Source organism: Pseudomonas sp. GW821-FHT09C10, assembly GCF_059418085.1.
Window position 1 is genome coordinate 19,024 of record NZ_JBWKPE010000005.1, and the last position, 22,549, is coordinate 41,572.

Here is a 22,549-nt window from a genome sequence, read left to right on the forward strand (position 1 = left end):
CATCCCACTCTAACTACAGATAAGTCCTACAAAACACCCAGCACCCTACATCGGGTGTGCCCCATAGAAAAACAGCACAAACAAAAACGCCGATCATCACTGATCGGCGTTTTTGTTGAATATGGAGCGGGAAACGAGACTCGAACTCGCGACCCCGACCTTGGCAAGGTCGTGCTCTACCAACTGAGCTATTCCCGCAAATGGCGTCCCCTAGGGGACTCGAACCCCTGTTACCGCCGTGAAAGGGCGGTGTCCTAGGCCACTAGACGAAGGGGACACGCTACTGAAACACATGGTGTGTATTTCAGTGCCCAGAGGCCTCGTCCGAAGACTTGGTCCTGGTTTCACTCAGTGCCGCCCGAAAGCCACACTGCTTGTAAATTGGAGCGGGAAACGAGACTCGAACTCGCGACCCCGACCTTGGCAAGGTCGTGCTCTACCAACTGAGCTATTCCCGCATATGGCGTCCCCTAGGGGACTCGAACCCCTGTTACCGCCGTGAAAGGGCGGTGTCCTAGGCCACTAGACGAAGGGGACACACGTACAACATTCACTCCCTACCGCGTTTCGCTGTGTGCTTTACGCTGTAAGTGGCGCGCATTCTATGGATGGATTGAAAGGTCGTCAACCCCCAAGGATAAATTTATTTAAATCAATGACTTCGCCCGTGTTTACCGGCCCGCGCAGGGCATTCTGCCCGTCTAGGCCTTGACGCCTATATTCTGGCGTCCGACAAGGCGCTATAGTTCGTTCCAGCAAGTGATGGCAATGTGCATCTACGCAGGGAGCGGCTACTTATATAGAAGAACTACCTGGGTAACTGGTCGATCAGTCCTATCCGCCGACAAGCCCAGTCACTACACTCCACTGTAAACCCTATCAAAGAGGTCACACCGGTGACACCACTCATGATCACCCTGCTGGTAATAGCCGGGATCGTAATACTGATCGCCATTGGCTACATGAACCACGTGGTGGAAAACAACAAGCTGGAAAAGAAGCGCACCGAGATCGAGCTTAATGATCGCCTGCGCCGTTGCGGTGAGATCACCGAGACCTTCCCTGGCCAACTGATGACCCCGGCGCTCAAGCTGTTACTGGCCCGCCTGGAGCTCAACGTCAATCAACGCCTGTTGAACCTCAACAAGACCAGTGCACCGCTCAAGGCCCGTATCACCGAGCTGAACACGCTGGTGGCCCAGGGCGAGTCCATCCCGGTGAACAACCCGCCGGCGCCGATCCAGACCGAAGCCAAGGCCAAGGACGTGCGCTTCCTGCTGGAAGCCCTGCATGGCCAGGTCACCCGCGCCGCTCAGGACGGGTTCCTGCCGACCAACGAAGCCAAGCACTGGATCAAGGAAATCCGCCATATCCTGGTGCTGTTGCACATCGAGTTCTTCAACAACCTCGGCCAGCACGCCTTGCAGCAGGGCCAACCGGGCCAGGCGCGCCTGGCCTTCGAGCGTGGCGTGCAGTACCTGCGTAAACAGCCGGAGCCGGTGCTCTACAGTGCACAGCTGCAATTGCTGGAAGGTCAACTGGCCCGCGCCAACTCGACCGTGCTGGCTAACAGCAAACAGGCGGCGGAGGAAGTCAACGAATTGACCGAAGGCATGAAAGAAGTCGACGCCGATGCCGAGTGGAAAAAGAAAGTCATCTACGACTGATCTGCCCGCTCCCCTGGGGTGAGCGGGCTGCCCGCTCGCCCCAACATGCCATCAATTTGCATCTATCGCCCCGTCCCCGACTAGCGTAAAAAAGTGCCCCTCACTCCGTGAAGTCAGAGGCCCGCTATGCCTATCGCCGTCATTGATGGACAACCGCTGCATTACGTCGACCAGGGCACCGGCCCTGTCGTCCTGCTCGGCTCAAGCTACCTGTGGGACCGCGACATGTGGGCCCCGCAGATCGAAGCCCTGTCGCAACAGTACCGGGTCATCGTGCCCGAACTGTGGGGCCACGGCGAATCGGGCCAGCTCCCCGCCTCCACCCACTCCCTAGACGACCTTGCGCGCCAGGTCCTGGCCCTGCTTGACCATTTGGAGATCGCACAGATCAACCTGGCAGGCCTGTCGGTGGGCGGCATGTGGGGCGCACGCCTGGCGTTGCAGGCCCCCGAGCGGATCAACAGCCTGGTGCTGATGGACACCTACCTCGGTGCCGAGCCAGAGGCCACGCGCCAGTATTACTTCTCGTTGTTCAAGATGATTGAAGACGCCGGCGCCATTCCTGAGCCGTTGCTGGATGTGATTGCGCCGATCTTCTTTCGCCCGGACATCGACCGCGAATCGGCGCTCTACCAGGACTTTCGCAAGTCACTGCAGGACTTTCCCCGGGAACGCCTGCTGCACAGCATCGTCCCCCTGGGTCGATTGATCTTCAGCCGCGAAGATGTGCTGGAACAACTACCGCAGCTGGACGCCGATACCACCTTGGTGATGTGTGGCGAACAGGACAAGCCTCGGCCACCCGTCGAATCCGAGGAAATGGCCGCACTGATTGGCTGCGCCCTGATCCTGATTCCACACGCCGGGCATATCTCCAGCCGGGAGAACCCGGATTTCGTCAACGAAGCGCTGCTGACCTTCCTCGCCAACCACGCCTGATCGCCCTCCCTTTTGATCGCCGCCTCGGGGCGGCGCTCAAAGGCGGAAGTGCCCCACCATCCCCTTGAGCTCCGCCCCCAACTGCGCCAGCTGGATGCTCGACGCCGCATTGCCCTGCATGCTCAACGCCGATTGATCGGCACTCGCACGAATACTGGTGACGCTACGGTTGATCTCTTCGGCCACCGAGCTCTGCTCCTCAGCCGCAGCGGCAATCTGCTGGTTCATCTGCTGGATCAACGACACCGCTACCGCAATGCTGCCCAGGGCACTTTCGGTTTCCAACGCATCACTGACCGCCAGCTTGACCAGTTCGCCACTTTGCTGGATTTGCTGCACCGATGATTGCGCCGCGCTGCGCAAGGTACTCACCAGCCGCTCGATTTCTTCGGTCGACTGCTGGGTGCGCTTGGCCAGTGCCCGGACTTCATCGGCCACCACCGCAAACCCCCGGCCCTGTTCGCCTGCGCGGGCGGCTTCGATGGCTGCGTTCAGGGCCAGCAGGTTGGTCTGTTCGGCGACGCTTTTGATCACGCTCAGCACGGTGCCGATATTCTGGATTTCAGCACTGAGGCTCTCGATACTGGTGCTCGCACGGGTACTGGACGTGGCCAGCAACTCGATGCGCTGCAAACTCTGGCGCACCACCTGCTGGCCGCTGTCGACCTTTTCGTCCGCCGTCTGCGCGGCTTGCGCAGCCTGTTCGGCGTTGCGCGCCACATCGTGCACGGTGGCGGTCATCTGGTTCATCGCGGTAGCGACCTGCTCGGTTTCTTCCTTCTGGCTGCTGACCTCTACGTTGGTCTGTTCGGTCACGCTGGACAGCGACTGCGCCGAGCTGGCCAATTGTTCGATACCGGCCTGCAGGCCGCTGACCATCTGGCTAAGGCCGCCGCCCATCTGTTGCATCGCCTGCATCAACTGGCCGATTTCATCACGACGGCTGACCTCCATGCGCCCGCTCAGATCCCCGGCGGCAATCTGTCGGGCTACCGCGATCACACTGCGCAGCGGCGCGACAATCAAGCGGGTAATCACCCAGGCCGCAATCAACCCCACCAGCAAGGCCAGGGCCGACGAGCCAATGATCAACATCGCGCTTTTCTTCAGTTGCGCCTGCATCGACAGGTCTTCAGCGTCATAGGCCTGGTTGACCCGGCTGACGACCTGGTCAGCTCGATCGTGCAGTTGTTTGTAGACGACTTTTTCCTGGGCCAGCAGGCCGGTGTATTCCCCCAGCTTTTCGCTGAAGGCGGCGATATGCCCGGAAACTTCGTTGAGCACCGTCTGATAACCAGGGTCCTTGACCGACGTTTTCAATTGCTCGACCTGAGCCAGGGCCTGGTCGGCCTGCTCGATCTTGCCTTGCTCGGCGTCATCAGCATCCGCCTTGCGACTCTGGTCCAGGCGCACATGGGCTTCGTTCATGGCCTGCAACATCAAGCGGGAAACCTGACTGATCTGGCCTGCCTGCTCGATAAACTCGGCGCCCTCCTTGCCTTGGCTTTCCTTGAGGCCATAGGCGCCGTCGTCCGCCAGCCCGGCCTGCAATACATCCAGGTTATTCGCTACGCTGGACACCGACCAACTGGCCATTTCCAGCGCCAGGTCCTTGGTCTGCGTCAGCTCGACAAACTCATCGAACGCCTTCCGGTAGGCTGCCAGAGCCTGCTCGACCTCGGCCATCACCGGCACATTCGCCGCAGACTGGGCCTTGAGGCCGGCCGCCTGGGCCGCCAGGGCATCGAGACTTTCATGCAGGGCGTCGACGGCCTTGGGGTCGGCGTGCAGTGCGTAGTCCTGCTCGATCAGGCGCACCTTGAGCAAGCCGCTGTTAAGCGACGACATGGCCTTGAGGCCTTCAAAACGCTGGCCAACGGTTTGCAGGGACCACACGCCGATAGCCGCGACCAACGCCGTCAGAAGCAGCACCAGGGTGAAGCCCAAGCCCAGTTTTTTCGCCATACCCAGGTTGGCGAAACGTCGTTGCACGCCTGAAATCATTGCACTTGAATCCTCTTGCAATGGCGGACGCCATCAAGTCCGATGGACAAGCAACGAGATTCGCAACCAAAAGGCACTGAGCACAAGGCACTGGCGCCACAATAATGGCAAAAAGCTACACGCTCGTCGTTTTCAGAATGGTCGAGGTCGATCTGGCGGGCCCCATCGCACGAAACAACGCCAAGGCACGTTGATCGGTAGCATAGGCGACATTGAGGCGTAGCCACTCACTGTGACTGCCGCTTGGACTGAACAACCCCCCGGGCGACAACAACACCCCCAACTGCCGGGCGCACGCCTGCAACCGCGAAGGCTGCGCCGCCCCCGGACGTGCCCACAGGAACATACCGCCGGTGGGTACGGCGAACACCTCCCACTCTTCGTCCTCCAGCACTTGCAGGGTCACGGCCATTTCACTGCTCAACCGCTTGCGCAGGCGCTGCACCCACTTGCGATACGTACCGTTGGCCAGCAACGTGGCGACCACCGCTTCAGCAAACCGGGAGGTGCCGAAACCGCTCAAGGTCTTGAGGCTGGCCAATTGCGTGATGATTGCGCTGCTGGCGCAGAGGTAGCCCACACGCAAGGCGCTACTCAGGGTCTTGGAAAAACTCGCGACGTAGATCACCCGATCATCATGGGGCAATGCCGAAAGCCGCGTGCAACTGGCCTGTTGCAGGTCGCCGTAGACATCTTCCTCGATGATCAGGAAGTTCTTGCGGTGTGCCAGTTCCAGCAAGCGCTCGGCCACCACCCGGCACAGGCTGGTGCCCGTGGGATTGTGATAGAGGCTGTGGATGAACAGGCACTTGGGATGGTGGTGCTGCAGCAGCGCTTCAAGTGCCGGTAGGTCGGGGCCGCCTCGGGTACGCGGTACTTCCAGCAGTTTCACGCCCTGGAACGCCAGCTGCCGATAGAGGTTGGCATACCCGGGGGTTTCGACCACCACGCTGTCGCCGGCCTTGAGCAGCGTACGTATCAGCAGGTCCTGGGCATGGCTGGCACCTGCGGTGGTCAGGATGCGCTCCAGGCTGGTGGCGATGTGAATCTGGGTCAGGCGCTTGAGCAGTTGCTCGCGCAGCGCGGGCAACCCCAGAGGGGTGCTGTAGTTGAACAGGCCGGCCGTGTCGGTGCGGGTGACTTCACGAATCGCGTAACTGATGTCATCGCTTTCGCGCCAGGCATCGGGCAACCAGCCACAGCCCAGCTTCAACTCGCCCAACGGATTGTCGGCAAAGGTGCCCCACTCGCGCTCCGCCCCCTCATACCAGTTGCCTTCGTGGCAGGCAGCCGGCTGGGCCACCACAAATCCCGAGCCCTGCCGGGGCGCCAGCACTCCTTGGGCGACCATCCGTTCGAATGCTTCGATCACACTGGATTGGCTGAGCAGGTTATCCAGGGCCAACTGGCGGACGGATGGCAAGCGTGTTCCGGGACTCACGCCGTCCTTGCGAATCCATTGCACCACTGCACTGACGATTTGCTGCACTACTGGTACAAGGGCCTGTCGATCGATCCCTAAATCCATGAGCCACTCACTTCAACTGTCTGTTATCAACCCGGAGAGTTAAGCACAGAAGCCGCAGGTTGCCGGCCGCATAAATTTATTAAAGTATTGATTTTATTGACTTATTTACCTACTGACACATATTCGATCACAGCGTTTTGCCAGCTTTGGAAAAGCCCCACGCGCCCCCAGACGTTTTCGACCAAGGGGCCGGCGCCAGGTCCTAGATAGCCGTCGCGCCACCGTCCACGGCCAAGGCGTGCCCGGTGGTGAACGCCGCTCCGTCGCTGCACAGGTACAGCACTGCGCTGGCAATTTCCTCCACCTTGCCGATACGCCCGACCGGGTGCATGGCGGCGGCGAATTCGGCCTTGCGGGGGTCGGCTTCATAGGCGCGCCGGAACATATCGGTATCGATCACCGCCGGGCAGACGGCATTGACGCGGATTTTCTTCTTCGCATACTCGATCGCCGCCGATTTGGTCAGGCCGATCACCGCATGTTTGGAGGCTGCATAGATACTCATCTTCGGCGCCGCGCCCAACCCCGCCACCGACGCAGTGTTGACGATGGCCCCGCCGCCCTGGGCCAGCAGCAGCGGCAACTGGTGCTTCATGCACAACCACACACCCTTGACGTTGACGCCCATGATCGCGTCGAACTCATCCAGGCTGCCGTCCGCCAGCTTGCCCTTCTCGATCTCGATGCCGGCGTTATTGAACGCATAGTCCAGACGACCATAGGCGCCGATGGTCTGTGCCATCAACTGCTGCACATCCGCCTCCTGGGTGACGTTGCAGCGCACGAACAGCGCCTCGCCTCCGGCCTGGTGGATCAGCGCGACCGTGCCCTCGCCGCCGGCTACGTCGAGATCGGCGACCACGACCTTCAAGCCTTCGGCGGCGAACGCCAGCGCAGTGGCGCGACCAATACCGGCGGCGGCGCCAGTCACCAGGGCGACCTGGCCGGAAAACGTCATGCTCATGGAGGATGTCCTATTGGGATTAATGGCAGTGGCACGAGTCTAGCCAACGCCGAGACGCACACGTCAGCACTATCAGAAGGCCGGTTAGTGCCGTATGAGTCATGGTGATAAGGCAACCCGGCTCACTATCAATGGCACCTATCGATGAGCATTCGCACCCTCGGCTGACCTTGCCCCCGGGCCATTCAAGGTCTATCAATCATGCTTCACTTCTAAAGAGTCCTTGCCATGACCGCCCAGACCAACCGCCAATTCCTGCTCGCCAAACGCCCGGTCGGCGCGGCCACGCGGGAAACCTTCACTTACCAGGTCGTGCCGGTGGGCACGCCCGAGGACGGGCAGGTGCTGGTGCGCAACGAATACCTGTCCCTCGACCCGGCCATGCGTGGCTGGATGAATGAAGGCAAGTCCTACATTCCGCCCGTAGGCCTCGGCGAGGTCATGCGCGCGCTGGGTGTGGGCAAGGTGATTGCCTCGAACAACCCGAAATTCGCCGTCGGGGACTACGTAAATGGCGCCCTGGGCGTGCAGGATTACTTCCTGGGCGAGCCGCGCGGCTTCTACAAGGTCGACCCCAATCTGGCGCCCCTGCCCCGCTACCTGTCTGCGCTTGGCATGACCGGCATGACCGCCTACTTCGCGCTGCTGGACACCGGCGCGCCCAAGGCCGGTGAAACCGTGGTGATCTCCGGCGCGGCCGGTGCCGTGGGCAGCATTGCCGGGCAGATCGCAAAGCTCAAAGGCTGCCGCGTGGTCGGCATTGCCGGCGGTGCCGACAAGTGCACGTTCCTGGTGGATGAGCTGGGCTTCGACGCCGCCATCGACTACAAGAACGAAGACGTGCCCGCCGCCCTGAAGCGCGAGTGCCCCAAAGGCGTGGATGTGTATTTCGATAACGTCGGCGGCGACATTCTTGACGCGGTGCTCAGCCGGCTGGCGTTGAAAGCCCGCGTGGTGATTTGCGGAGCCATCAGCCAGTACAACAACAAGGAAGCGGTGAAAGGCCCGGCCAACTACCTCTCACTGCTGGTCAACCGCGCACGGATGGAAGGCTTTGTGGTGATGGATCACGCGGCGAACTTTGCCGCCGCCGGGCAGGAAATGGCCGGCTGGATGGCCCAGGGCAAGCTCAAGAGCAAGGAGGATATTGTCGAGGGGCTGGAGACGTTCCCGGAGACGCTGATGAAGCTGTTCAACGGCGAAAACTTTGGCAAATTGGTGCTCAAAGTCAGCTGATACACACGCTCTGCGCGTTCCCACGCTCTGTGAACGTGGGAACGCGCATCGATCAGGCGATCTCGGCGACTACCGCCGCCAACGCCTTGGCCGGATCCGCCGCCTGGCTGATCGGACGGCCGATCACCAGGTAGTCGGAACCCGCGTCCAGTGCCTGGCGCGGGGTCAGGATGCGGCGCTGGTCATCCTGGGCACTGCCCGCCGGACGAATCCCCGGGGTCACCAATTGCAACGACGGATGGGCGGTCTTCAAGGCCTGGGCTTCCAGCGCCGAGCACACCAGGCCATCAAGGCCGGCTTTCTGCGCCAGGGCGGCCAGGCGCAGTACCTGCTCCTGAGGCTCGATGTCCAGGCCGATGCCCGCCAGGTCCTCGCGCTCCATGCTGGTCAGCACGGTCACGCCGATCAGCAACGGCTTGGGGCCGCTGCGCTGTTCCAGCACTTCGCGGCAGGCGGTCATCATGCGCAGACCGCCGGAGCAGTGCACATTCACCATCCACACGCCCATCTCGGCCGCAGCCTTGACCGCCATGGCGGTGGTGTTGGGGATGTCGTGGAATTTCAGGTCGAGGAACACCTCGAAGCCTTTGTCACGCAGGGTGCCGACGATTTCCGCGGCGCAGCTGGTGAACAGTTCCTTGCCGACCTTGACCCGGCAAAGCCTGGGGTCCAACTGATCAGCCAGCTTCAGTGCGGCGTCACGGGTGGGGTAATCCAGGGCGACGATGATAGGAGTCTGGCAGACGGACATTGGAATGGGCTCTCAGGCAAGTCGAAATCGGCGCGGATTGTAGCGCAAGCAGCGCCGTTGCGGGATCCGATGATCGGTAAATACTGACCAAGCGCCATCAGCCGGGCATTCCAGGTAATTATTTCAAAGCCGATACATTCATGACATGCCCACAACACGCCCTGCCGCTAGCCTCGCCCGCACGACCCACCGACCAGCACTACCAGCCATGGGGCTGGGCGCCTATGCTGAGCGCAACAACCAGGCAGATGATCGCACTATGCATACCCCTTCCGTCCCTGTGAATGACGAGCCCAAAGGCGCGGTGGTCGCCGATGACAAGCGCTGGAACACCCGTGCGCTGATCGTCGACGACGATGTGCCGATCCGCGAATTGCTGATCGACTACCTGGCACGCTTCAATATCCTCGCCACCGGCGTGACCGACGGCGCCGCCATGCGCCTGGCCATGCAAGCCGAAACCTATGATGTGGTGGTACTCGACCTGATGCTGCCGGGGGAAGACGGCCTGACCCTGTGCCGCTGGCTGCGCGCCGAATCGGATATCCCGATCCTGATGCTCACGGCCCGCTGCGAGCCCACCGACCGCATCATCGGCCTGGAACTGGGGGCCGACGACTACATGTCCAAGCCCTTCGAACCCCGTGAACTGGTAGCTCGCATCCAGACCATCCTGCGCCGCGTGCGCGATGACCGCACCGAACAGCGCGCGAATATCCGCTTCGACAACTGGCGCCTCAACAGCGTGTTGCGCCAATTGGTGGCCGACGATGGCCTGGTGGTGCCGCTGTCCAACGCGGAATTCCGCCTGTTGTGGGTGTTTATCGAACGCCCGCGCCGGGTGCTGAGCCGGGAGCAGCTGCTTGATGCCGCCCGTGGCCGCTCGATAGAAGCTTTTGATCGCAGTATCGACTTGCTGGTGTCACGCCTGCGGCAAAAACTCGGGGATGACCCCAAGGCACCGCAGTTGATCAAGACCGTGCGCGGCGAAGGCTACCTGTTCGACGCCCGGGATATTGGCTGATGCGCGCGCCCTTCAACACGCTGTTCGGTCGGCTGTTCGGCGTGTTGCTGGTGGCGATTGTGCTGGCCCATGGGCTGGCGTTCTTCTGGTTTCACCACTACGGCCAACCGCCGCCGCCCCCTCCTGAGCGATTTATCGAGCAGCCGGACGGGACCCTGGCGCCGATGCGCGACAAGCACCCACGTCCCTGGTTTGGCGGCCCGGTGGTGCCCCTGACCTTTCAATTCGTCTCGTTGATTATCGCGGCCTGGTACGGTGCCAAACTGCTGAGCCGGCCGATACAGCGCCTGAGTGAAGCGGCGGAACGCTTGAGCCTGGACCTCGACAGCCCCCCCCTCGATGAATCCGGCCCGTGGGAAGCGCGGCAGGCCGCCTCGACCTTCAACCTGATGCAAAGGCGCATTCGCGAGCAGGTCAGCCAACGCGCGCGCATGCTCGGCGCCGTCTCCCATGACCTGCGCACCCCGCTGTCACGTCTCAAGCTGCGCCTGGAGCAGATCGAGGACACCCGGCTGCAGGGCCAGATGCGCCAGGACCTGAACGACATGATCGGCATGCTCGACGCCACCCTGAGCTACCTGCACGAACAGCGCACCAGTGAAACCCGGCATTGGCTGGATGTGCAGGCGCTGGTGGAGTCCATGAGTGAAAACGCCCAGGACCAAGGCTCCGATGTGCAATGTGCGGGCAGTTGCCTACCCTTGCAGGTGCAACCGATGGCCCTGCGCTCATGCCTCAACAACCTGATCGACAACGCCTTGCGTTATGCCGGTACCGCCCGCGTGGAGCTGGAGGACAGCCGCGAAGCGCTGGTCATCCGTGTGATCGACCACGGGCCGGGGATCGCGGTCGATAAGCGTGAGGCAGTGTTCGAGCCGTTCTATCGGCTGGAAGGCTCGCGTAACCGCAATTCCGGCGGCGTTGGCCTGGGCATGACCATCTCTAAGGAAGCGGCAGAACGCCTGGGCGGCCGCCTGAGCCTGGAAGAGACCCCAGGCGGCGGCTTGACCGCCGTGATGTGGTTGCCCAGAGCTTAAAGGGGCTTGTCTTCACGTCGAACCTGGGCCTGGGTTGCGCTCCAATCCATCAGCAGGCTGTAGGCCACGGCCAGCAGGGTCGGGCCGATAAACAGGCCGATAAAGCCAAAGGCAATCAAGCCGCCGAAGACCCCGAGCAACACGATCACCAGCGGCAGGTTGCCGCCACGGCTGATCAGGTACGGCTTGAGCACGTTGTCCACGCCACTGATGATGAACGTCCCCCACACGCCAAGGAACACCGCATAGGTGTAGTCGCCTTTCCACGCCAGCCAGGCCGTGGCCGGGATCCATACCAGCGGCGGGCCCATCGGGATCAGGCTGAGCAGGAACGTCACGATCCCCAGCACCAACGCACCCGGCACGCCGGCGATCAGGAAGCCGATCAGTGCCAGCAGGGCCTGGGCGGCGGCAGTGCCGATCACACCGTTGACCACACGCTGCACCGTACCGGCCACCAGTTCGATGTAGTAACCGGCACGGTCACCGATCAGGCGTTCCAGCAAACGATGCACGAACATCGCCAGACGTGGGCCATCACGATAGAAAAAGAACACGAACACCAGGCTCAGGGTCAGTTCGAGGATGCCACCGCCGATCTGCGCACTGCGCGCCAACAGCCAATTGCCCACCTGCCCCAGGTACGGCTTGAGGCTGACCATCAGCGCCGCGCCCTGCTCGTCGATGCTGTTCCACATGCCGACCAGGCGTTCCCCCACAAAGGGAATCGCCGCCAACCAGGTTGGCGCCTCGGGCAGCCCATCGACCTGAATATCCTTGATCAACGCCACGGCATCGCGTACATGGTCCGCGAGATTGAACCCCAGCCATACCAGCGGCACCGCCACCAGCAACATCCAGCCCAGGGTCAGGATGCTGGCGGCCAGGGACTCACGGCCGCCCAGCGCGCGGGTCAGCAGCACCATCAGCGGCCAACTGGCAAACGCCAGCACCGCCCCCCAGAACAGCGCCGACCAGAACGGCGCCATCACCCAGAAGCTGGCACCAAACAGCACCAGCAGCAGGATTTGCACCAGCAGGCGATCGTTATTGAGCATGGGGTATCTCTAGAAAAGGCTGTAGGAAGAAAGCTTAGGCGAACGGCACGGGTCCGTTCGCCCTGTTACGGTCAGCGTATCAGATGCAGGTGCAGGCCTTTGGTTTCAGTGGTGCCGGTTTCCAGGCGCGCGGCGCGCACGCCTTTGTCGACCAGGGCCTGGCGCCAGGCTTCGGCTTTCGGGCCGGTCAGACTGACGCGCAAGGTCGTATCGAGGTTCAAGCCCCGGGAAATCAGGGTCAGCCAGGTGTCGTCCGGGTCGCCGCCAAGCGCGGGAAAATCCAGCTCACCGGTGCTTTTGAGCTCGCGCAACAAGGTGGCCGAGGTGGGCAGCAGGTCGCCCAGCGGTGCGCCGGCATCCAACTGCTCCACATGCAGGTAGGCACGACGGTTGCCTCGGGTGATGCCGTACATGGCCACCAGGGAGTTTTCCTGAGGGGCGGCCAGGCGCAGCAGCAGGTATTCCTGCTGGCCGTCGGCACCTACCAGCTTGGCATTACCGAACACTTCGTTGGCCCACAGGCTGCTTTCACCGCAGTCGCGGGCCTGGCACCAGAACAACAACTGCGCGCCGTTGGCCTGCAACGCTTCGCGCGTCGACGTGAACGCAGCACTGGAGGTGTGTTCGGCAGGCAGTTCGTAGGTAATCGCTGTGGCTCGCCCACGGGCAGTGGCCTGGCCCTCGTAACGCAACTGGCCACTGATCTTGCGGATCGCCCCCATGGGGTAGATGCGTTCCTTTTCTTCAGCGGGACGGTAATCGACGATCTGTGCGTCGACCTGACGGGCCACGGCAGGCAGGTCCTGACTTCCCGGCACATCGGCGGCGAACACCAAGGGGCTGAAACAGCACAGTCCAAGGGCACGTATACATCCTTTACGCAGGCTCATCGGATCGGTGAGCCCTGGCCATCGGAGGTCGCAGCGGTGTTGAGTTGGTTCATGGTTGACTCCCTTTCAATCCGCCCAGCCTCGGCAGTTGACCGCCCCAAGTCAAGGCGCGGAGAAGAACCGATTGAAACAGTCTGCAACAAGGACCGCACCGGGCTCATCATTCAGGTGTAAATGATGGCCACCCGGCAACGTGGTTACCGTAAAGGGTAGCTGGGAAAGCAATTCGGGATGTTTCGCCAACATGCCATCGGCGGCGACCACCAACTGCGCAGGGCAACCCACGCGCCGCACGAAAGCCATGGCCTGCTCATCGGTCAGGCGCATCGGCGAAGCCAGGGTCAGGCGACTGTCCGAGCGCCAGGTATAACCGCCCGGCACCGGCATCAAACCGCGCTGGGCCAGCAGTTCTGCGGCTTCACGGCTCACGGCGACCAAACCTTTCATGCGCGCCTCAACCGCCCGGTCGAGGGTGGTGTAGACCGGCTTACGCTTATCCTGCAAGTTCAATTGCGCCTGCAAGGCCATGCCCAGGCGCTCGGCCGCGTTCTCACCGCTGGCCGTGGGCGGGATCACGCCGTCAATCAAACCCAGGTGCGTCACCCGTTCCGGCAAGGCACCGGCCAGCACCAGGGACACGATGGCGCCGAGGGAGTGGCCGAGTAATGCAAAACGTTTCCAGCCCAGTTGCTCGGCAACGTGCAGCACGTCGTGGACGTAATCCCACAAGGCATAACCGGCACCTGTAGGACGATGCGCCGAATGCCCATGGCCGGCCATGTCCAGCGCCACGATACGCAAACCCGCAAGCTTCGGCGCCAGGCGTGCAAAGCTGTTGGCATTGTCCAGCCAGCCATGCAGGGCGATCACCGGCAAACCGTCCTCGGGGCCAAACAGATGGGCCGCCAACTCAATGTGCGGCAGGCTCAGGCGAACCTCTTCGACGGGTGTGCTCATGCGCAGCTGCGCTCCCGGGCTTCCCAGCGCGCGAACAGGGTCTTGATCAAGGTCGCGGTGTCCTGGGGGCGTTCGAGGGGAAACATATGGCCGCCGGGCATGGTGAGCATTTCGCCCATGGGCAGACGGTCGACACCGCTGGCGTGGTGACGCATCACCACACGGCTCTGGCGACCGCGCACCACCGCCAGCGGCACTTTCAATTGGCGCACCTGGCCGGGACTGGTGTGGGGCACGCCCCGGTAGATGCTGATTTCGGTGGCCGGGTCGAAACGCAGGCGCAGGCGATCACCCGCCTGGTACAGGCCGTGTTGCAGGTAGGCGTCGAAGCATTCCGGGTCGAAGCCTCGGAACAGGGTCTTGCCGGCGAAGTAGCTGCGCGCGGCGTCCAGGTCGCTGAATTCTTCACGACGGCCCAAGGTACGGCCGGCCGGCGTGAGTCGATCGATAAAACCGAAACGCTTGGCGGCGCGGATCACCCAGCGGTCGGCGCGGGTCAATACGGGCGAGTCGAGCATCACCACCCCGCGATACAGCTGCGGGCAGCGCAGGGCCGCGTGCAAATGCAGCACGCCACCCAGGGAATGGCCCACGCCCCAGACGGGCTCCGGCTGCTGCTCCAGATGATGGATCAACTCGTCCACCAGGTTCTGCCAGTTATCGTCCACTGGGAACCTGGGGTCGTGACCGTGTTGCGGCAAGTGAGCCACCGCATATTCCGGGGCCAGGGCGGCAAACAGCTTGCCGTAGGTGGCCGAGGGAAAGCCATTGGCGTGGGCAAAAAACACGTGCTGCGACATAGCGGACCCATCTGCAAAAACCAAGATTGATTGTCACCAGCCCCAAGCCCCACAGCAATGACTGTAACTGCCAGGAATGATGACACTCACGCCACACCTATCGCGCCGGCGGGGTTTCGCCCAAAGGCACCACGGCCATGGTCAGCCGTGAGACACAGTTGCACTTGCCGTCATCGTTGGTCAGGCGGATGTCCCAGACCTGGGTGGTGCGGCCGATATGGATCGCCTTGGCCACCGCCGTCACCCGCCCGCTGCGCACACCGCGCAGGTGATTGGCGTTGACCTCCAGGCCCACGCAATAGAACTTGCTCGGGTCGATGCACAAATAGGCCGCCACGGAGCCGACGCTCTCGGCCAGAACCACCGACGCACCGCCATGCAGCAGGCCGTAAGGCTGGTGAGTGCGGTGGTCGACCACCATGCTGGCGGTGAGGGATTCGTCGTCGAAGCTTTCAAAACGGATGTCCAGCAGTTCACCGATGGTGTTTTTCTGGCCGGCATTGAGTTGTTCGATATTCGGTTGGGTGCGCCACAAGCTCATGGGATTGTCCTTATTGGTTTTATTACGGACCTAATCCTGCCACACAACTGCCTCGCTGCGCTCGGGCCAACGAAAAGCGACGGACATGGGACCCGCGCCTTTGTGGCCCGACGATAGCCTACGGATTCTTCACGCTGACCAGGCTCATCAACCCCGCCAGCGGGAAGTCGCCCTCAAGCTCCGCCAGGCTGGCGGTGGACATCGGCTGCGGCTGGCGCTGATGACCATGCTGCAAAAAGCTGATCAAACCGCCGACCAGCGGCTGATGACTGACCAGCAGCACATTGTCATCGCTGTCGAGCTTGCTCAGGACCTCCAGCGGATTACCCTCCGGCGTGAGCCAAGGCACCGTGCGGATATCCGGTTCGAAACCCAACGCGTCCCGCACCAACTGCGCAGTCTGCTGCGCCCGCACATACGGGCTGGCAATGATCGCGCTGAGCGGCTGGCCGATCAGGTGCCCCGCACTGCGCAATACCTCGGCGCGGCCATGTTCGGTGAGATTGCGCTCGGCATCCGTGCGGGCATGCCCCTCGGCCTCACCGTGACGCAAGACCCACACTTTCATAGCTTCGGCTCCTCATCCCGCACCGGGTGCGGCGCCGGCGGCACGCTGTGGGCGGCTTCGCCCTCGGGAGCGCGCGGGGTTGGCCAGTCGGCGAACGGCCAGGGCTTCTGCTCGGTGTGGAAGCTGCCAAAGCGGCCGATCTGGGCAAGAAACTGGCTGAGGCTGTCGCCGAAGTTCATCAGGCCCAGGTTCGGCGCGCTGTAGACCAGGCGGTAGATCAACTGCACCACCACCAATGCGCCGAGCAGGAACTGCGCCACCTGCCACACCAGGGCAAACACCAGCATCCACAGGATGCGCAGGACAATGGACTCGTACTTGGGAGCAGCTTTTGGATCGTTCATGGCGCGTTCCTCAGTTGAAACCACTGGTGGAAATAAAGTCGACGTCGGTTTTGGGCTCGGCCCGCATCAGCAACTCGATGACCTGGTTCAAGGTGCGCCCTTCAAACAGGATCGCGTGCAGCCCGGCGACCAGCGGCATGTACACGCCGACTTCCTGGGCCTTGGCCTTGAGCACCTTGAGGGTGTTGACCCCTTCGGCCACTTCGCCCAGGCGCGTCACCGCGTCTTCCAGGCTCAGGCCCTGGCCCAGGGCGAAACCCACCTGGTAGTTGCGGCTTTTCGGCGACGAGCAGGTGACGATCAAGTCACCCACACCGGCCAGGCCCAGGAAGGTCATGGGGTTGGCGCCCTGGTTCACCGCGAAACGGGTCATTTCCGCCAGGGCGCGGGTAATCAGCATGCTCTTGGTGTTTTCGCCCATGCCCAGCGCCACCGCCATGCCGGCAATGATCGCATAGACGTTTTTCAGCGCCCCGCCCAGTTCCACGCCAAAGCGGTCGCCACTGGCGTATACGCGGAAGGTCCGGCCATGCAGCACCGCCTGGACGCGCTCGCACAATGCCTCATCCTCGCTGGCGATCACCGTGGCGGTCAGCGCGTGCTCGGCGACTTCCCGCGCCAGGTTCGGCCCGGACAGCACGCCAATGCGCGCCTGGGGGGCGATCTCGGCGAGGATTTCGCTCATCAGCTTGAAGGTCTGCGCCTCGATGCCCTTGGTCAGGCTGACCAGCAGCTTGCCCGCCAGGCGCTCGGCATGGGGCGCCAGCACCGCGCGCAAGGCGCTGGAAGGCAGCGCAACAAAGCACAGGTCGCAGTCCGTCAGGGTGGCCAACAGGTCGGTGACCGGCTCGACCGCCGGATGAATCTTGATGCCTTTAAGGTAACGCGGGTTTTCGCGGTGTACGCGAATGGCCTCGGCCTGCTCGGGATCGCGCATCCACTGGCGCACCGCATGACCGTTCTCGGCCAGCAGGTTAGCCACGGCGGTACCAAAACTTCCGCCTCCCAGGACCGCAATAGGGCGCTGTTCAGTCATATGCAATCCGTTAATCCATACCAGTGGCGATGGCGGCATTATACGGGGCGACCCGCTTGCGGCCAGCCCCCGTATCAAATCGTGGGCCTGTCGAAAACTGCCATGTCCGTGTGACGGAATTGCAAGGGCGACGACTGGCAAATAGCCTCACCTCGGTTAACATGGGCGGCTATCCGTCATTATCAAGGCCATGTCGTGTATTTGGGCCCTCCTTCCCGTTCATCTCTACTGCTTATGCTGTTGTGCAGTGCACCTGCGCTGGCTGACGACCTGTTCCTCGACAGCCAGCCGCTGCCGCAGGTATTGACCGCCACGCGCCTCAAGCAATCGGCCGCCGCCGTGCCGGGCAGTATGACCGTGATCGACAGCGAGTTGATCAAGGCCAGCGGCGCAAGGGATATCAGCGAGCTGCTGCGCCTGGTGCCGGGGATGATGGTCGGCTACACCACCGGCAACCAGGCGGCGGTGAATTACCACGGCACCAGTGCCAGCGATGCGCGCCGCATGCAGGTGTTGATCGACGGGCGTTCGGTGTACCGCGCCGGCCTGGCCACGGTGGACTGGAGCGACATCCCGGTAGCAATGGAAGACATCGAGCGCATCGAGGTCTTCCGCGGCCCCAACACCGTCAGCTACGGGGCGAATGCCTTGATGGCGGTGGTCAATATCCTCACGCGCTCACCGGCCAACAGCCATGGCTCACGGGTGAAGGTGATTCGCGGTGAGCGCGGCATCAATGACTTTTATGCCAGCCAGGGCGTGGGCTGGGAAACCGGCGATCTGCGCCTGTCGCTGTCCGGGCAACAGGACGATGGCTTTGACAGCGATGCCGCTGGCGCCGACCGCCGGGACGGCCGTCGCCTCAACCGCTTCAGCCTGGCAGTGAGCCAGACCTTGAACGCGCAACAGAGTATCGACTGGCAACTGAATGCCAAGGAAGGCACCAACCAGCGCCCTTACACCTACACCCCGGTATTCGCCGGGATTACCGAAGGCGGCGACAATTCCGATGTCACGGCCAAGGACTACGCCGGCTCCCTGCGCTGGAACTTTGATTTCAACCCCGATCACAGCCTATATATCCAAGGCTCGGCCCAGCAGTGGGACCGCCGGCAAATCTGGAAGGCCTGTGACGCCAAGGTCTCGTTCAGCCCCGAGCTGACCCAGTTGTGGCAGCTCAACCCCAACTATGCCGAACGGCTGGCCCGGCATATGGACACCTACAGCCAGGGCACCGCGCCACCGGGCAGCGCCGCCGAACAAGCCTTGGCCAACCAGGTATTGGACCAGTGGCGCAACGGCGCCAACCAGAGCGTCTGCGGCGACATCGACCAGAGCACCCGCGAAAGCCGCTACGACGTGGAAATCCAGGATACCCTCAGCCTGTCCGACAGCCTGCGTCTGGTCAGTGGCATGAACTACCGCTACGACCGCGCCGACTCCGATACCTACTTCAACGGCACCCTGGACGACACCACCTGGCGTCTGTTCGGCCAGTTGGAATGGCGCGCCAGTGAACATTGGCTGCTGCAAGGCGGCGCCATGTTCGAAGACACGCACCTGAGCGGCCATTCGCTGACGCCCAGGGTGGCGGTCAACTATTTGATCAACCCGCGCCACGGCTTGCGCGCGGTGTACTCGGAAGCCATCCGTTCGCCGGACATGTTCGAGAACAATGTCAACTGGAGCTACCGCGTCACCAACCTCAGCTCACCGACCTATGGGCAGAGTTCCGGACAGTACTTCGTGAAGACGCGGGGCCCGGGCAACCTCGACAAAGAACTGATGCGCTCGCGGGAACTGGGCTACAACGGCTTCTTTGCCGACATCGGGCTGAACATGGACGTGAAGGTGTTCTACGACGAAATCACCGACATGATCAGCTCGCCGCTGCGTAATAACCAGTACATTGCCAGCAACGCCAACAGCTCACGCTTCACCGGCGCCGAGTCCCAGTTCGACTGGCGCGTGAGCAACGCCGACCGCCTGCGGCTGACTTACGCGTATGTCGACGCTACCACCAGCAACCCACTGGACAAAGCACAGACCGCGCGTAACAGTGGCTCGGCCGGCTGGTTGCGCGAATGGGGCCAAGGTTGGTCCAGCGCGCTGTTCTACTATGGCGACGACGCACTCAACCAATATCGTTTCGAACGGGTCGACCTGCGGGTGGCCAAGCGCATTGCCCTGGGCAAAGCCAACGTGGAGCTGGCCGGCATGTTGCAACAACGCCTCGATAACCAGCCCACCACTTGGGCCGATAACACTTACGACCATCGCCACGTACTCTACTTCAGCGCGGAGTTAGAGTTCTGACATGGGCGACTCGTCACGGATGACCTTCTTCTTTATCTATAGGCTGCGGCGACTTGCTGGGCTGCTGGCCGGCCTGTTGCTGTGCGCACCGGCATGGAGCGCCGAAATCCTGCTGACCGCCGCCGAAGACAGCGCCGGGGTGCAGGCCTTTACCCAGGCGCTGGCCCGACAACGCCCCGAAGACCGCGTCACCTTCACGTCACTTGAGGCTTTGCCGGCACCCAGCCAACTGCCCGCCGGCACGCGCCTGATCCTGCTCGACCTGCCCGGCCTCGACTGGCGCCTGCGGGATACCCAAGGGCCGCCGACGCTGGTACTGCGCATCAGTCGGCTCCAAGCCCATCAGCGCCCGGAGGCCTCACGGCACGCGCGAGTCAGCCTGTTGTGGAGCGACCCGCCGCTGGAGCGGCAGCTGCGCCTGATCACCAGCGTCCTGCCCCAGGCACGGCGCATCGGCGTGCTCTACGGCACCGACAGTGAATTCCTGCTGCCCGAATTGCGCCAGCATGCGGCGGCCCTGGAGCTGGAGATCGTACCGCAGCGTTGGGACAACACTAACGACAGTCGCCCGCTGCAAACCCTGTTCAGGAACAGCGACGTGCTGCTCGGCCTCGATGACCCGCAGCTGTACAACCCGAAGACCGCGAAAAACCTGCTGCTGAGCAGCTACGCCCAGCAATTGCCGCTGTTCGGGCCCAATGCAGGGTTTGTGCGCGCCGGCAGCCTCGCCAGCACCTACAGCGACCAGGACGATTGGCTGGCGGTACTCGATCGTTTGCTCGACCAGCCGCCGGCCGCTTGGCCACGCGCGCTGTACCCCGACCACTTCAAAGTCGTGGGCAACGCGCAGGTCGCACGCTCACTGGGCATCGAACAGGTGGACGAAGCCAGCGTCGCCGCCCGAATGGCCGAAGGAGAAAAACGCCCATGACCTTGCGTCGTCGTTGGGACATCAATACCCGCACCCAGCTCATCACCCTGGGCCCGGCGCTGTTGCTGACGTTGCTGTTGATCAGCTTCTTCACCTTCGTGCGTATCCAGGACCTGCGCCAGGAACTGGACCACACCGGCCAATTGATCGCCAACCAACTGGCACCGGCCACCGAATATGGGGTGATCTCGGGCAACAACGATGTGCTCGACAGCCTGCTGCGCGCCACGCTGGCCACGCCCCATGTACGTTTCCTGGAGATTCAGGACAGCAGCGAAAATATCCTCGTGTACGTCGAGCAACCCTCGGAGAAACACGACCGCGCGCTGTCGGTAAAAGTGTTCCAGGCGCCGATTCGCCTGCAGCATATCCAGCTGGGCAACGACTTTTTCCAGGACAACCTCAACGAACCCAAGGCCCCCCGCGCGGACTACCTGGGCCGGGTGATCGTCGGCATGTCCAATGACGCCTTCAGCCAGCGTCAGCAGGAGATCCTGTTCAAAGCCGGTATCCTCGCGCTGTTCGCCCTGCTGTTTACGTTCCTGCTCGCCCGGCGCCTGGCGGCGAGCCTGTCGCAACCGATCAGCGCCATGGGCCATGCGGTCAAGGCCATCCAGCAGGGCGACTACAAGACGCCGCTGCCGATTGTGGATGATTCGGAGCTGGGCGACCTGTCGCGGCATATCAACAACCTCGCCGAAGGCCTCAACCAGGCCAGCCGCGAACAACAGCAGGCCATGGCCCAGTTGATCCAGACCCGCGAAGAGGCGGAACGGGCCAACAACGCCAAGTCAGACTTCCTGGCGATGATGAGCCACGAACTGCGCACGCCGATGAACGGTGTACTGGGCATGCTGCAACTGCTGGAAACCACCGACATGACCGAGGAACAGACCGAGTACGCGGCGCTGGCCTCCGAATCCACCGAGCATTTGCTCAAGGTGATCAACGACATTCTCGACTTCTCGCGCATTGAACGCGCGGCCCTGGAGCTGGAACATATCCCCTTCAACCTGGCCGACCTGATCAACAGTTGCGCCCAGGCCTTCCAGCACAGCGCCCAGCAGCGCGGGCTGGCGCTCAAGCTGCCGATCCCGCCCGGCATGGACGCACTGCGGGTACAGGGTGATCCGACGCGGATCCGCCAGATCCTGGTGAACCTGATCGGCAATGCCTTGAAGTTCACCGAACACGGCACCGTCAGCGTGGAGCCCCACTGGCAGGTGCTCGACCATGAGTTGGTGTGGTTCACCTGCACCGTGCGAGACAGCGGCATCGGGATTTCCGCCGAGCGCCTGGAATTGATGTTCGATGCGTTCCAGCAAGCCGACAGTTCCATTTCAAGACGTTACGGCGGTACCGGTCTCGGGCTGCCCATCGCCCGTACCCTGGCCGAACGCATGGGCGGCACGCTGCGCGCGCAGAGCGAAGAAGGCCGTGGCTCGGTGTTTACCCTGGAGATCCCCCTGGCCATCGACCCGCACAGCCAGCCGTCGATCGCCCTGGATGCCGAGGGCAAGCACAGCGCCGGCGAGGGTCGCCATGTGTTGCTGGTGGAAGACAACCCGGTCAACCGCACCGTGGTCGAAGCCATGCTGCGCAGCCTGGGCTTTGAAGTCAGCCTGGCCACCGATGGCGCCGAGGCGATCCGCAGTGCCGAGAGCCTGATTTTCACCGCAATCCTGATGGATTGTCGCTTGCCCTTGATCGACGGCTATGAGGCTACCCGGCAGATTCGCCAGCTGCCCGGCTGCGCCGACCTGCCGATCATCGCCCTGACGGCCAACGCCTTGCAGGGCGACCGGGAAGCGTGCCTTGCGGCCGGAATGAACGATTACCTGGCCAAGCCGTTCAAACGCACGGATTTGCAGCAAATCCTACAGCGCTGGGTGCAATAGCGGCGCGCCATCAGCCAACTCCGACTGGCGTGAAAGACGAAAGTGCGGCAGTCTTAGGCA

The 22,549-nt window shown here is 62.5% G+C and carries 20 protein-coding genes, 4 tRNA genes and 1 pseudogene; 8 read left to right on the forward strand and 17 right to left on the reverse strand.

Annotated elements, in window-relative coordinates; all coding sequences use genetic code 11:
* Positions 1-122: 122 nt before the first annotated feature.
* The 4 genes from AC07OT_RS11515 to AC07OT_RS11530 form a co-directional block, all read right to left on the reverse strand.
* Positions 123-198, reverse strand: a tRNA-Gly gene (locus tag AC07OT_RS11515).
* Positions 199-201: 3 nt separating this feature from the next.
* A tRNA-Glu gene (locus AC07OT_RS11520) sits at positions 202-277 on the reverse strand.
* A 105-nt stretch (positions 278-382) separates the two neighbouring features.
* Positions 383-458: transfer RNA gene (locus AC07OT_RS11525), tRNA-Gly, on the reverse strand.
* A gap of 3 nt (positions 459-461) precedes the next feature.
* Positions 462-537: transfer RNA gene (locus tag AC07OT_RS11530), tRNA-Glu, on the reverse strand.
* A 359-nt stretch (positions 538-896) separates the two neighbouring features.
* Between AC07OT_RS11530 and AC07OT_RS11535 the strand changes: the two genes are divergently transcribed.
* Positions 897-1,667 (forward strand): hypothetical protein, encoded by a 771-nt coding sequence (locus AC07OT_RS11535; RefSeq protein ID WP_027607090.1) that lies wholly within the window; start codon positions 897-899, stop codon positions 1,665-1,667.
* 126 nt (positions 1,668-1,793) lie between these two features.
* Positions 1,794-2,606, forward strand: a complete 813-nt coding sequence (locus tag AC07OT_RS11540) for an alpha/beta fold hydrolase (protein ID WP_495108113.1) — start codon at positions 1,794-1,796, stop codon at positions 2,604-2,606.
* A 36-nt stretch (positions 2,607-2,642) separates the two neighbouring features.
* Here the strand turns inward: AC07OT_RS11540 and AC07OT_RS11545 are convergent, their stop codons facing one another.
* The 4 genes and pseudogenes from AC07OT_RS11545 to AC07OT_RS11560 all read right to left on the reverse strand — a co-directional run bounded on the left by AC07OT_RS11545 (position 2,643) and on the right by AC07OT_RS11560 (position 7,102).
* Positions 2,643-3,560 carry a methyl-accepting chemotaxis protein gene (locus AC07OT_RS11545; protein ID WP_495108273.1) on the reverse strand — a complete coding sequence of 306 codons (918 nt, stop codon included), beginning with the start codon at positions 3,558-3,560 and terminating at the stop codon, positions 2,643-2,645.
* Positions 3,552-4,610: pseudogene (locus tag AC07OT_RS11550) on the reverse strand (HAMP domain-containing protein); the annotation flags it as partial. The pseudogene AC07OT_RS11550 and the gene AC07OT_RS11545, both read right to left, overlap by 9 nt.
* Positions 4,611-4,725: 115 nt before the next feature.
* Complete coding sequence (locus AC07OT_RS11555; protein ID WP_495108114.1) at positions 4,726-6,138, reverse strand: aminotransferase-like domain-containing protein; 1,413 nt, start codon at positions 6,136-6,138, stop codon at positions 4,726-4,728.
* 202 nt (positions 6,139-6,340) lie between these two features.
* The gene (locus AC07OT_RS11560; RefSeq protein WP_495108115.1) at positions 6,341-7,102 is read right to left on the reverse strand and encodes an SDR family oxidoreductase; all 762 of its coding nucleotides are present in this window, start codon (positions 7,100-7,102) and stop codon (positions 6,341-6,343) included.
* Between the two features lie 228 nt (positions 7,103-7,330).
* Here AC07OT_RS11560 and AC07OT_RS11565 point away from each other — a divergent pair, with 228 nt between their 5' ends.
* Positions 7,331-8,338 (forward strand): NADP-dependent oxidoreductase, encoded by a 1,008-nt coding sequence (locus AC07OT_RS11565; protein WP_495108116.1) that lies wholly within the window; start codon positions 7,331-7,333, stop codon positions 8,336-8,338.
* Between the two features lie 52 nt (positions 8,339-8,390).
* Here the strand turns inward: AC07OT_RS11565 and pyrF are convergent, their stop codons facing one another.
* A complete protein-coding gene (gene pyrF, locus AC07OT_RS11570) occupies positions 8,391-9,089 on the reverse strand; it encodes an orotidine-5'-phosphate decarboxylase (protein ID WP_065924510.1) in 699 nt (232 codons plus the stop codon).
* 259 nt (positions 9,090-9,348) lie between these two features.
* Here pyrF and AC07OT_RS11575 point away from each other — a divergent pair, with 259 nt between their 5' ends.
* Together AC07OT_RS11575 and AC07OT_RS11580 are read left to right on the forward strand one after the other, a co-directional pair.
* Positions 9,349-10,113, forward strand: a complete 765-nt coding sequence (locus tag AC07OT_RS11575) for a response regulator (RefSeq protein WP_065939996.1) — start codon at positions 9,349-9,351, stop codon at positions 10,111-10,113.
* Positions 10,113-11,150, forward strand: a complete 1,038-nt coding sequence (locus AC07OT_RS11580; protein WP_495108117.1) for a sensor histidine kinase — start codon at positions 10,113-10,115, stop codon at positions 11,148-11,150. The genes AC07OT_RS11575 and AC07OT_RS11580 overlap by 1 nt, the downstream gene beginning before the upstream one ends.
* Here AC07OT_RS11580 and AC07OT_RS11585 read toward each other — a convergent pair.
* From AC07OT_RS11585 to AC07OT_RS11620, 8 genes are all read right to left on the reverse strand, one after another.
* Entirely contained in the window at positions 11,147-12,208 is a 1,062-nt protein-coding gene (locus tag AC07OT_RS11585) for an AI-2E family transporter (protein ID WP_495108118.1), read from the reverse strand. The two genes, AC07OT_RS11580 and AC07OT_RS11585, sit on opposite strands and share 4 nt — an antisense overlap.
* Positions 12,209-12,279: 71 nt before the next feature.
* On the reverse strand, positions 12,280-13,098 hold the full coding sequence (locus AC07OT_RS11590; RefSeq protein WP_141157167.1) for a DUF4892 domain-containing protein: 819 nt from the start codon (positions 13,096-13,098) through the stop codon (positions 12,280-12,282).
* Between the two features lie 102 nt (positions 13,099-13,200).
* Positions 13,201-14,055, reverse strand: a complete 855-nt coding sequence (locus tag AC07OT_RS11595) for an alpha/beta hydrolase (RefSeq protein WP_027607079.1) — start codon at positions 14,053-14,055, stop codon at positions 13,201-13,203.
* Complete coding sequence (locus tag AC07OT_RS11600; RefSeq protein WP_092490330.1) at positions 14,052-14,855, reverse strand: alpha/beta fold hydrolase; 804 nt, start codon at positions 14,853-14,855, stop codon at positions 14,052-14,054. The genes AC07OT_RS11595 and AC07OT_RS11600 overlap by 4 nt, the downstream gene beginning before the upstream one ends.
* Before the next feature lie 97 nt (positions 14,856-14,952).
* Positions 14,953-15,396, reverse strand: coding sequence for a hotdog fold thioesterase (locus AC07OT_RS11605; protein WP_339452389.1), 444 nt, complete (start codon positions 15,394-15,396; stop codon positions 14,953-14,955).
* 118 nt (positions 15,397-15,514) lie between these two features.
* The gene (gene sixA / locus AC07OT_RS11610; protein ID WP_495108119.1) at positions 15,515-15,964 is read right to left on the reverse strand and encodes a phosphohistidine phosphatase SixA; all 450 of its coding nucleotides are present in this window, start codon (positions 15,962-15,964) and stop codon (positions 15,515-15,517) included.
* Positions 15,961-16,308: a DUF4389 domain-containing protein gene (locus AC07OT_RS11615; RefSeq protein ID WP_065939916.1), complete on the reverse strand. Its 348-nt coding sequence runs from the start codon at positions 16,306-16,308 to the stop codon at positions 15,961-15,963. The genes sixA and AC07OT_RS11615 overlap by 4 nt, the downstream gene beginning before the upstream one ends.
* A 10-nt stretch (positions 16,309-16,318) precedes the next feature.
* Positions 16,319-17,344 carry an NAD(P)H-dependent glycerol-3-phosphate dehydrogenase gene (locus tag AC07OT_RS11620; RefSeq protein ID WP_495108120.1) on the reverse strand — a complete coding sequence of 342 codons (1,026 nt, stop codon included), beginning with the start codon at positions 17,342-17,344 and terminating at the stop codon, positions 16,319-16,321.
* 195 nt (positions 17,345-17,539) lie between these two features.
* On the opposite strand from AC07OT_RS11620, the gene AC07OT_RS11625 reads away from it, so the two are divergent.
* The 3 genes from AC07OT_RS11625 to AC07OT_RS11635 are packed head-to-tail and all read left to right on the forward strand — an operon-like array spanning position 17,540 to position 22,489.
* On the forward strand, positions 17,540-19,660 hold the full coding sequence (locus AC07OT_RS11625) for a TonB-dependent receptor plug domain-containing protein (protein ID WP_371914540.1): 2,121 nt from the start codon (positions 17,540-17,542) through the stop codon (positions 19,658-19,660).
* 1 nt (position 19,661) lies between these two features.
* Positions 19,662-20,591 (forward strand): ABC transporter substrate-binding protein, encoded by a 930-nt coding sequence (locus tag AC07OT_RS11630; protein WP_495103217.1) that lies wholly within the window; start codon positions 19,662-19,664, stop codon positions 20,589-20,591.
* Entirely contained in the window at positions 20,588-22,489 is a 1,902-nt protein-coding gene (locus tag AC07OT_RS11635; RefSeq protein ID WP_495108121.1) for an ATP-binding protein, read from the forward strand. Before AC07OT_RS11630 ends, AC07OT_RS11635 begins: the two co-directional genes overlap by 4 nt.
* The last annotated feature ends 60 nt before the right edge of the window (positions 22,490-22,549 follow it).

Excerpts from the sequence above, each read along its gene's own strand:
- AC07OT_RS11540 (WP_495108113.1), top strand. The coding sequence starts at position 1,794 with ATGCCTATCGCCGTCATTGATGGACAACCGCTGCATTACGTCGACCAG.
- AC07OT_RS11545 (WP_495108273.1), bottom strand. The coding sequence starts at position 3,560 with ATGGAGGTCAGCCGTCGTGATGAAATCGGCCAGTTGATGCAGGCGATG.
- AC07OT_RS11555 (WP_495108114.1), bottom strand. The coding sequence starts at position 6,138 with ATGGATTTAGGGATCGATCGACAGGCCCTTGTACCAGTAGTGCAGCAA.
- AC07OT_RS11560 (WP_495108115.1), bottom strand. The coding sequence starts at position 7,102 with ATGAGCATGACGTTTTCCGGCCAGGTCGCCCTGGTGACTGGCGCCGCC.
- AC07OT_RS11565 (WP_495108116.1), top strand. The coding sequence starts at position 7,331 with ATGACCGCCCAGACCAACCGCCAATTCCTGCTCGCCAAACGCCCGGTC.
- pyrF (WP_065924510.1), bottom strand. The coding sequence starts at position 9,089 with ATGTCCGTCTGCCAGACTCCTATCATCGTCGCCCTGGATTACCCCACC.
- AC07OT_RS11575 (WP_065939996.1), top strand. The coding sequence starts at position 9,349 with ATGCATACCCCTTCCGTCCCTGTGAATGACGAGCCCAAAGGCGCGGTG.
- AC07OT_RS11580 (WP_495108117.1), top strand. The coding sequence starts at position 10,113 with ATGCGCGCGCCCTTCAACACGCTGTTCGGTCGGCTGTTCGGCGTGTTG.
- AC07OT_RS11585 (WP_495108118.1), bottom strand. The coding sequence starts at position 12,208 with ATGCTCAATAACGATCGCCTGCTGGTGCAAATCCTGCTGCTGGTGCTG.
- AC07OT_RS11590 (WP_141157167.1), bottom strand. The coding sequence starts at position 13,098 with ATGAGCCTGCGTAAAGGATGTATACGTGCCCTTGGACTGTGCTGTTTC.
- AC07OT_RS11595 (WP_027607079.1), bottom strand. The coding sequence starts at position 14,055 with ATGAGCACACCCGTCGAAGAGGTTCGCCTGAGCCTGCCGCACATTGAG.
- AC07OT_RS11600 (WP_092490330.1), bottom strand. The coding sequence starts at position 14,855 with ATGTCGCAGCACGTGTTTTTTGCCCACGCCAATGGCTTTCCCTCGGCC.
- AC07OT_RS11605 (WP_339452389.1), bottom strand. The coding sequence starts at position 15,396 with ATGAGCTTGTGGCGCACCCAACCGAATATCGAACAACTCAATGCCGGC.
- sixA (WP_495108119.1), bottom strand. The coding sequence starts at position 15,964 with ATGAAAGTGTGGGTCTTGCGTCACGGTGAGGCCGAGGGGCATGCCCGC.
- AC07OT_RS11615 (WP_065939916.1), bottom strand. The coding sequence starts at position 16,308 with ATGAACGATCCAAAAGCTGCTCCCAAGTACGAGTCCATTGTCCTGCGC.
- AC07OT_RS11620 (WP_495108120.1), bottom strand. The coding sequence starts at position 17,344 with ATGACTGAACAGCGCCCTATTGCGGTCCTGGGAGGCGGAAGTTTTGGT.
- AC07OT_RS11630 (WP_495103217.1), top strand. The coding sequence starts at position 19,662 with ATGGGCGACTCGTCACGGATGACCTTCTTCTTTATCTATAGGCTGCGG.
- AC07OT_RS11635 (WP_495108121.1), top strand. The coding sequence starts at position 20,588 with ATGACCTTGCGTCGTCGTTGGGACATCAATACCCGCACCCAGCTCATC.